Here is a 6,104-nt window from a genome sequence, read left to right as displayed (position 1 = left end):
TTATATCTTTAAAACCGCTGCTTAAGTGGTCCAACTTTTAGACGGAAAGAGCAAATCCAAGCCAGCCATTCTTGGCAACAACTTCTTTTCGAATAAATAATTCTCGAATGATTAAAGCTGGTACAAAGCCTTGCGCAAAATGCCCAACTTTATCGTAATTGTTTCTTGATTGATGCAGTACTTCTTTGATCCAATCAAAAGCAGGTACTTCCGCATATGTATAATGTCCTCCCACGCACAGAATGCACGCATGGATAAATATGAATGTATAAACGAGGGGAGTAAAAGGAAAAGATTTTCGTATAAGAAATAAAATAATAACCCCAATAATAGCAGGGAAAACTTCCAACATCCATGTGAAGGATTCTTTCGGATCTATACCAGACCAAATAAGAATTATAAGAAAAAGTATGAGTAGGATGGAAGGGTATTTCATAGTCTAGTTACTAGTTTCCAGGTGCTAGTTACTAGACTGTGAAATAGTAATTGTTTAGTCTAGTAACTAGAATCTCTTTTTAAAAAGGAAACGTGTTAATTTTGCTTTGTACTTAGTACTTCTATTGTCTCGCAACTTGAACCTAGAAACTGGTAACTAGTTTGTCTTTGTACTCCGTACTCCTTACTCCGTACTTTCTTTGTCTAGCAACTAGAAACTCGTACCTAGCAACTTATTTTATCATTTGAAACGAACGACTCCAACGAATACGTTCTGGGAACGAAAGCTCTGAATCTAGCGATAACCAAACCATCCAAGCTTTACCAACGATGTGATCTTCGGGAACAAATCCCCAGTATCTACTATCTGCAGAGCTATGTCTGTTATCACCCATCATAAAATAATAATCTTGTTTGAAGGTATATTCAGAAACTAATTCGCCATCGATTTTGAATTTATCGCCAGCTGCTTCAGCAGATTTATTTTTTTCGTATTTAACAATGGTTTGTCCATACATTTCAACCATGGTTGAATCCAACTTAATTGATACACCAGCTTTGGGTATCCAAAGCTTACCATAATCGTCTGGTGTCCAATGTTGAGATTTACTCGCATATGGAAACAACATACTGTTTTGATCCAATTCATCTAATTTGAAATCAGCAATGGAATCAAATATTTTAGTTGTGCGTAGTTTCTCAACGCCCATCACTGTTAAATCTATTAAGTATAATTTCTTGCCATTTTGCATCGTCATATCGTTACCATACAAATCGTACAAATGAATGTTGTACTTTTTACGAATGCGCTCAGAAAGCAAATTGTTGGTATAGCATTTATACTTATGTTGTAATGCAGGAGGATTGATTGCTGCTATGCCATTTATAAATAACTGTTTGTTTTGAACGGATATGGTATCGCCCGGTATACCTACACAACGTTTGATGTAATTGGTTTTTAAATCAATTGGATATTCGTATTCAGCTGGGTAGTTGAATACAACAATATCATTGTTTTTAATTTTAGCAAAACCAGGGAATCGGAAGTAAGGTAATTGTATGGCATCGCTAAACGATTTCATATTTGTACCCCAAACTTTTTGATGCGTTAATGGAATTTGTAATGGCGTAATTGGCGCACGTGTTCCGTACGACATCTTGTTTACAAATAAGAAATCACCCACCAATAATGTTTTTTCCATTGAACCGGTAGGAATGGTATAGGGCTCAAGCCAAATCCAACGAACAAACGTTGCTACTACAATTGCAAATGAAATAGAATCACCCCACTCTTGATACGAGTTTGTATATTTCCTTTTTTCACCTTTAGGTTGTTCAATTTCTAGTAAAATTGTTTTCGCTATTTTATCATGCAATCCTCGACGTTGTTTGTCAATTATAATTGAAATGATAACAAATGGCCATAAATAATATTTAATTAAGAAACGTATGGCTAAGTCTTTAGATGAAGGGTTTAAACCGCGCTCGTCTTCTTTTCTAAGAAACATACCCATTACATCCTGACCAGGAGTGAAGTGCATGTATTTATGGAATACAACATCATAGGTCACCCCAAGTAAACCGAATAACAGCCAGTTTACAACCGTTGGTAAGGTAGAAAAGAACGGAAGTGCATTGGTCATTATTATTAATACAATTATTAATAATAATAAATCAATGGTATTGTATTGTATTCTTCTAAAATAGGAAGGTGGAACGAGTTTGTTCATGTGTGCTTAAAATTTTAATAAATCATTCATGCCAAATACACCGCGATTTTTTGCAGTCCACTCAGCAGCCATTACAGCACCTTGAGCAAAACCTTCTCGGCTGTGTGCGGTATGTTTGATTTCGATGGCATCAATAGGAGAGTTGTAGGAAACAGTATGTGTACCTGCAACATTTTCAATACGTTTTGAAACGATTTCTATTATATTTTCGTCGTCTGTAGGTTCATTTACCCACTTAGTGAATGCTGAATTTTGACTCATCAAGCCTTCCGCTAAGGTAATAGCAGTACCGCTTGGTGCATCTTTCTTTTCTATGTGATGGATTTCTTCCATTTCAACACCATATTCAGGGAATTTTTTCATTAACCCTGCTAATATTTTATTTAGATGAAAGAAGATGTTTACACCAATGCTGTAGTTTGACGCATAAAAAAATGATCCATTGTTTTGGCGACAAATTTCGTCTAATACAGGTTTCTTTTTTAACCAGCCTGTTGTACCTGAAACAATAGGAAGATTGTTTTCAATACAATGACTGATATTTAAGAACGCACTTTCAGGCTGTGAAAATTCAATAGCTACATCTGCAATGGTACCGTTCAACTTTTTGATGTCATCTTTATTATGAACGTCAATGATAGCAGAAATGGTGTGACCTCTTTCGATGGCAATACGTTCAATCGTTTTGCCCATTTTTCCATAGCCTATTAATGCAATTCTCATAGGGAGTGCGGGGGTAAATTTAAAATTATAACTAGGTATTAAATAAGTTATTTAAACCTTAAAGAAAGGGTTAAACCTGCTGCAAGATGGGAATAATTCGCGGTATAAAAAAGAGGTTTTACCTTAATGCTGAGCTGGTCATCTATATCAAATTCTTTTAAATGCGCATCCACGTAAGCATCTATAATATTGAGTGCATAAATTCCTGAAAATATAGCAATGTTCATATACATATATCTACGAGCGTCATCTTGTAAGGTACGTAACTGAGTGGAAGATAGCGTTCGTAAATTATAAGTTTTTTTATAATTTGTGTTTAATCCATCTCTAGATTGATTTTTTTCTGCATAAGTAGCAGCTTTCCCAAATTCTCCTACTTGTAGATAAAAGTCATGGCCTAGAAATGCCGTAACACCCAATCCAATAAGTGGAATGGCAGCTTTAATGTATTTTTTATTATAATACTGACCTGAGCCAGGTAATATCGCAGACATGAGTGCCGCTTTATTCGGTTCTTTGTTTGCAATTTTTTTATTTGCTAATTCCGCTGCTGTAGGAGGTGGTTCTATAGAATCAGATGCTACTGGCTGTTGCAACTGTTGTTGAGGTTGCGGTTGTTGCGCCATGCAAGGCGCAACAACCGCAATTAAAAAAGGTATAAATAGAAATTTTAAAACTTTCATTAAAAATTCAATATTTCTAAAATTCGATTTAAATCTTCTGCAGAAACGAACGGGATTTTTATTTCACCTTTAAATTGCTTGTCGCTTTTTACATGAATTTTTGTTCCGAAATGCGAAGTTAACTTTGTTTGTAAACTTGAAATTTCTGCATTTGCAGCTGTAGTAGGAGTTGCTGTTTTAGCAGGAGTTTCTTTTGTTTCTGCAGATTTGGGTTGCATATTACGAACCAATTCTTCAACCGCACGTACCGATAATTCTTCCGTTTTAATTTTATTTAAAACAAACAATTGTTGTTCTACTTTTTCTAAACCAACAATAGAACGCGCATGTCCCATGCTTATTTCATTGTCGCGTAATGCAACTTGCACATCCGGCGGCAGTTTTAGCAAGCGCACATAATTGGTAACGGTAGAACGGTTTTTTCCAACACGATCGCCCAATTCTTCTTGCTTCAACTTGCATTCGGTAATCATGCGTTGGTAACTGATGGCAATTTCTATCGGATTCAAGTTTTCACGTTGAATATTTTCGATCAAAGCCATTTCCAACATTTGCTGATCGTTGGCCGTACGAATGTAAGCAGGGATTTGTGTTAAACCAGCTAATTTAGACGCGCGCAAACGACGCTCACCAGATATTAATTGATATTCCGTAGGGGATAATTGACGAACAGTAATGGGCTGAATGATACCTTGAACTTTTATTGATTCAGATAATTCCTTTAATGCTTCGTCGTTGAAATGAGAACGGGGTTGATAATTGTTTACTTCAATTTGATCAATAGGTATCTCATTTAAGTTACTTGTTATGGTAGCAGCAGCGGTAGTTTCAGCAGCAGCGTTTTTGCTTTTTACTGAATCTGCATCTTTTAACAAGGCACCTAAACCTCTACCCAACGCATTTCTTTTTGTATTATTATTCGTACTCATTACTTAATGTTCTTTTATACTTATGCTACTACGATACCATTGCGAACCAATACTTCTTGCGCTAGGTTCATGTAGCTTATTGCACCTTTACTTTCTGCATCATGAATGATAACAGGAATGCCAAAAGAAGGTGCTTCACTTAAACGAATATTTCTTGGTATAAGTGTAGTGAAAATTAATTCTTCAAAATGCTTTTTTACTTCGTCTACAACTTGGTTGGATAAACGCATACGTGAATCGTACATAGTCATCAACACACCTTCTATGCGTAAATTTGGATTCAAATGTTCTTGAATAATTTCTATGGTAGATAATAATTTACCGATACCTTCAAGGGCAAAATATTCGCATTGTACGGGGATCAAAACAGAATCTGCTGCGGTTAATGCATTTACGGTAATCAAACCCAAAGAAGGAGAACAATCTAAAATAATAAATTCATAATCATCCTTAATTTTAGCTAAGGTTGTTTTCATTCTGAATTCACGTTCTTCCAAATTGATTAATTCAATTTCGGCACCCGCCAAATCTATGTGAGAAGGAAGTAAATCTAAGTGGTTAATTTCTGTTTGAATAACCAACTCTTTTGGATCAAAACCTTCAATCATACAATCGTAAATACCGCGTTCTACTTCTCTAGGATTCACACTTAAACCCGAAGACGAGTTCGCTTGTGGATCTGCATCTACAAGAAGCGTTTTGTGCTCTAAAGCAGCCAAACTTGCAGCTAAATTAATAGCAGTTGTCGTTTTACCAACGCCACCTTTCTGATTCGCAATTGCTATGATCTTACCCATATGTATAGAAACGGTTTAAAATTGAAATGAAATAACTTTTTAGAGTATTCCAGATTATACAAAGATAAACATTCTCATTGGGATTGGGAGGTAGTGAAACTTCGATTTACCCTATTGTTATCAAGAATAAATGTGGATAAGTTGTGGGTGAGAGATCTTAATTTCCAATTGAATAAGTAATTAGGATAATTAGATTACTTCGAGTCAAAATTCATAAAAAACGGACATTCAGTTATGAATGTCCGTTAAAAAGTTTATTAAAACTACTTATTTAATTAATGTATCGGTTTCACTATATATAACCCCATTATTATCTATGTCAGGAGAAAATGTAATTTTTAAAGTGTTATCATCAATATAAACTATTGTTCCTTCTGAAGTATAGGATATTTGGTTAAATGTAAGGACTATTTTATTTCCATTTAATGTCCATGTAAAAGGAGTAGTATTAGGATCATCTGGATAGCAAACTAATCCAGCATCTGTAGAAACGCCCGTTCCATTTGGTAAAAAAACAATGATATCATCTTTAGCACAATCCTTAGATTGAGCCCTAATATCTTTAGAATCAGGTGTATTTGGATTTTTATCGTAATCAATATCTACATTTGATACCATATCTGAAGTTTTCCAAGAATGTGCCGTTAAATAATCTGTTGTTGTTTTTGGAGCAGGATCATCCTTTTTCTTTTTGCAAGCTGTGAAGAATGTAGCTAAAATTGCAATTGATAAAATAATTTTTTTCATAATAAAAGATGGTGGATTCTAATCATAAATGCAACACCCCTCCATTTTCAATCGTTTTCG

At 35.0% G+C, this 6,104-nt stretch carries 7 protein-coding genes; all 7 read right to left on the bottom strand.

The features are described from left to right. Window positions 1–37: 37 nt before the first annotated feature. Window positions 38–436 (bottom strand): DUF2238 domain-containing protein, encoded by a 399-nt coding sequence (locus Q0543_RS08410; RefSeq protein WP_299251280.1) that lies wholly within the window; start codon window positions 434–436, stop codon window positions 38–40. A gap of 232 nt (window positions 437–668) precedes the next feature. After that, the gene (gene lepB / locus Q0543_RS08405; protein ID WP_299251278.1) at window positions 669–2,165 is read right to left on the bottom strand and encodes a signal peptidase I; all 1,497 of its coding nucleotides are present in this window, start codon (window positions 2,163–2,165) and stop codon (window positions 669–671) included. A gap of 6 nt (window positions 2,166–2,171) precedes the next feature. Further along, window positions 2,172–2,888 (bottom strand): 4-hydroxy-tetrahydrodipicolinate reductase, encoded by a 717-nt coding sequence (gene dapB / locus Q0543_RS08400; protein WP_299251276.1) that lies wholly within the window; start codon window positions 2,886–2,888, stop codon window positions 2,172–2,174. 47 nt (window positions 2,889–2,935) lie between these two features. Then, the gene (locus tag Q0543_RS08395) at window positions 2,936–3,571 is read right to left on the bottom strand and encodes a DUF5683 domain-containing protein (protein ID WP_299251274.1); all 636 of its coding nucleotides are present in this window, start codon (window positions 3,569–3,571) and stop codon (window positions 2,936–2,938) included. Next, window positions 3,571–4,500 (bottom strand): ParB/RepB/Spo0J family partition protein, encoded by a 930-nt coding sequence (locus Q0543_RS08390; RefSeq protein ID WP_299251272.1) that lies wholly within the window; start codon window positions 4,498–4,500, stop codon window positions 3,571–3,573. Before Q0543_RS08390 ends, Q0543_RS08395 begins: the two co-directional genes overlap by 1 nt. A gap of 20 nt (window positions 4,501–4,520) precedes the next feature. Next, window positions 4,521–5,297, bottom strand: coding sequence for an AAA family ATPase (locus Q0543_RS08385; RefSeq protein WP_299251270.1), 777 nt, complete (start codon window positions 5,295–5,297; stop codon window positions 4,521–4,523). A gap of 267 nt (window positions 5,298–5,564) precedes the next feature. After that, entirely contained in the window at window positions 5,565–6,044 is a 480-nt protein-coding gene (locus Q0543_RS08380) for a lipocalin family protein (protein ID WP_299251268.1), read from the bottom strand. Between the last annotated feature and the right edge of the window lie 60 nt (window positions 6,045–6,104).

Source organism: uncultured Cytophaga sp., from assembly GCF_937863595.1.
GTDB lineage: Bacteria > Bacteroidota > Bacteroidia > Cytophagales > Cytophagaceae > Cytophaga.
The sequence above is the reverse complement of the archived record's forward strand: the minus strand, read 5'-3'. Positions and strand labels throughout refer to the sequence as shown.

What these genes read in the sequence shown, in the direction of transcription:
- dapB (WP_299251276.1), bottom strand. Translation starts at nt 2,888, where the DNA reads ATGAGAATTGCATTAATAGGCTATGGAAAAATGGGCAAAACGATTGAA.
- lepB (WP_299251278.1), bottom strand. Translation starts at nt 2,165, where the DNA reads ATGAACAAACTCGTTCCACCTTCCTATTTTAGAAGAATACAATACAAT.
- Q0543_RS08380 (WP_299251268.1), bottom strand. Translation starts at nt 6,044, where the DNA reads ATGAAAAAAATTATTTTATCAATTGCAATTTTAGCTACATTCTTCACA.
- Q0543_RS08390 (WP_299251272.1), bottom strand. Translation starts at nt 4,500, where the DNA reads ATGAGTACGAATAATAATACAAAAAGAAATGCGTTGGGTAGAGGTTTA.
- Q0543_RS08410 (WP_299251280.1), bottom strand. Translation starts at nt 436, where the DNA reads ATGAAATACCCTTCCATCCTACTCATACTTTTTCTTATAATTCTTATT.
- Q0543_RS08395 (WP_299251274.1), bottom strand. Translation starts at nt 3,571, where the DNA reads ATGAAAGTTTTAAAATTTCTATTTATACCTTTTTTAATTGCGGTTGTT.
- Q0543_RS08385 (WP_299251270.1), bottom strand. Translation starts at nt 5,297, where the DNA reads ATGGGTAAGATCATAGCAATTGCGAATCAGAAAGGTGGCGTTGGTAAA.